Annotated in this window: 1 protein-coding gene; it reads left to right on the forward strand. The window is 66.0% G+C overall.

Annotated features, from left to right (window positions below; all coding sequences use genetic code 11):
- Positions 1 to 279: 279 nt before the first annotated feature.
- Complete coding sequence (locus ABZT03_RS43885) at positions 280 to 1,677, forward strand: IS1380 family transposase (protein WP_356049875.1); 1,398 nt, start codon at positions 280 to 282, stop codon at positions 1,675 to 1,677.
- The last annotated feature ends 570 nt before the right edge of the window (positions 1,678 to 2,247 follow it).

Here is a 2,247-nt window from a genome sequence, read left to right on the forward strand (position 1 = left end):
TACGACACCGCGTCCACGAGCAGCCCCTCCCGGCGATCCGACCAGACAGATGATCATGCCACCGGCGAGGGCTCCCGCTCAACCTGACAATGCCCTGGCGACTGCTACGACGAGCCCGATGTTCCACACAGCGAATCGGCACCGCCGTCCAAGCCTCATGAATTCACGGCGACTGTTGGCGCAGTGACTGCCTGTCACATCCCAGAGGAAGGGTGTCTCCGGCCTGCGATGATTCAGCTTCTCTAGGACTGGATCACACGCAGGGGAGGCACCCTTCCGGTGTCGGATCGTACCGAGTGGGCGGATGATCTGTCGCTGTCCACCAAGGGGAAGAAACTGGTGGGCAAGGCGGGCATAGTGCCGGTGCGCCGTCTCGCGGACAAGGTCGGACTGACCGACGCTTTGGGCCAGGCCCTGGTCCGCCGGGGTTTCCAACCGGTGCACGACCGGGGAACCGTCCTGGTCTCGGCAGCTTGCGCGGTACTGCTGGGCGCGCGGTCGATGGCGGGGATCGACGTGATGCGCCAGGCGTCACCGGTCCTGGGCCGGCCGGCGTCGGCGTCCACCCTATGGCGCACGCTGGAGAAGATCGGCCCCCTCCAGCTGACGAAGATCGCCTCTGTCCGGGCCCGGGTCCGTGGCCATGTGCATCAGCTGATCGATCTGCGGCCCGGAGGCTTCCCCTGGATCAAGGTCAACGGGCGGGAGCTGACCGGGATCACGGTCGTGGACCTGGACGCCTCGGTGATCCAGACCCACTCCGACAAGGAGGGCGCTGAGGCGAACTTCAAGGGATACGGCCACCATCCCCTGCTGATGTTCCTCGACAACACCGAGGAGCTGCTGGTCAACCGGCTGCGGCCGGGATCGGCCGGCTCCAACACCGCCGACGACCACATCTCGGTGAGCGTCGAGGGCCTGCGCCAGCTGCCCACCCGCCGAAGGCGCCGCGTGCTGTTCCGCACCGACGGCGCCGGAGCCACGATGGACTTCCTCGCCTGGATCACCAGCGGCGCCGGCAACGCGGCCAACCGCTGGGAGTACTCCGTCGGCCACACCCGCGACGACGACTTCTGGAAAGCCCTGGCCAAGGTCCCCGCCACCGCCTGGACTCCCGCGCTGGACGCGAAGGGACAGCCGCGCCAGGACGCTGCCCTGGCCGAGATCACCGACATGCTCGACCTGAAGGGGTGGCCGACCGGCATGCGGGTGATCGTGCGCCGCGAACCCATCCACCCCAAGTACCAGCGCGAGCTCAAGCCGTACGAGAAGAAGACCGACTTCCGCTACCAGGCCATCGCCACCAACACCCCAGGCGAACAACTGCAGTTCCTCGACGCGCGGGCACGCTCCCACACCCACGTCGAGGCCGGGATCCGACGGGGCAAGGCCCTGTCCCTGAACCTGATGCCCTCCAAGTACTTCGCCCTCAACCAGGCGTGGTGCACGCTGCTCGCCCTGGCCGTCGACCTCGCCCGTTGGCTCCAACTCCTGGCCACCACAGGCAAACTCGCCCGCGCGGAACCCGCGAGTCTGCGGGCCCAACTCCTGGACGTGCCCGCGAAACTCGCCGATCACGCCCGCCGACGCGAGTTGAAACTCGATCCCGCCTGGCCCGCTTCCGCCCGCGTCGTCGAAGCCTGGGACGCCGTCCAGGACCTGCCCGGTCCCGACTGAGTCCCCGATCGAGTCCCGACCAGTGGAAGGAGAAGCCCCGCAACACCCTCGGCCCGTGGAAACCGACGCCCACCGAGACGACACCCGGGCAGGCCGTCACCATCACCCGCAGGACGAACCGGGACGAATCACAGACCCCAGCCGATCACCACAAGCTGGCGCGCGCACGTGAATGATCGAGGCAAGCCGCCCACACACTCCTCACCTGCGACTATTCGAGACGAAAGAGACTCACTCAGCAGGCCCATTAGCAGGTGTTGCTGTCTTCCGCCTAACGGGGGTCGGATCGGAAGACAGCAACACCATAGGGATACATGAAGAAACCGTATCCCCACCCCCGAAGCACGCCAGGCACACATCCCACATCCCAGCGAATACTTCAGGTGCCGGGAGACCAGGCCCGACTCATCCAGTCAATCAACAGAAAGCAATTCTCCAATGAGTACACGGCACTCCACCCAAGACCGTGTCCCCTACGGGGTCTGACACGAAAAGAAGAGAGTTGGTGCTGGTCAGGCGGTTACGGGTTCTACGATCGGGTCGAAGCGGATGGTGAGGCCGAGGCTGTTT

The sequence above is a fragment of the Streptomyces sp. NPDC005574 genome, from assembly GCF_040605435.1.
Taxonomy (GTDB): domain Bacteria; phylum Actinomycetota; class Actinomycetes; order Streptomycetales; family Streptomycetaceae; genus Streptomyces.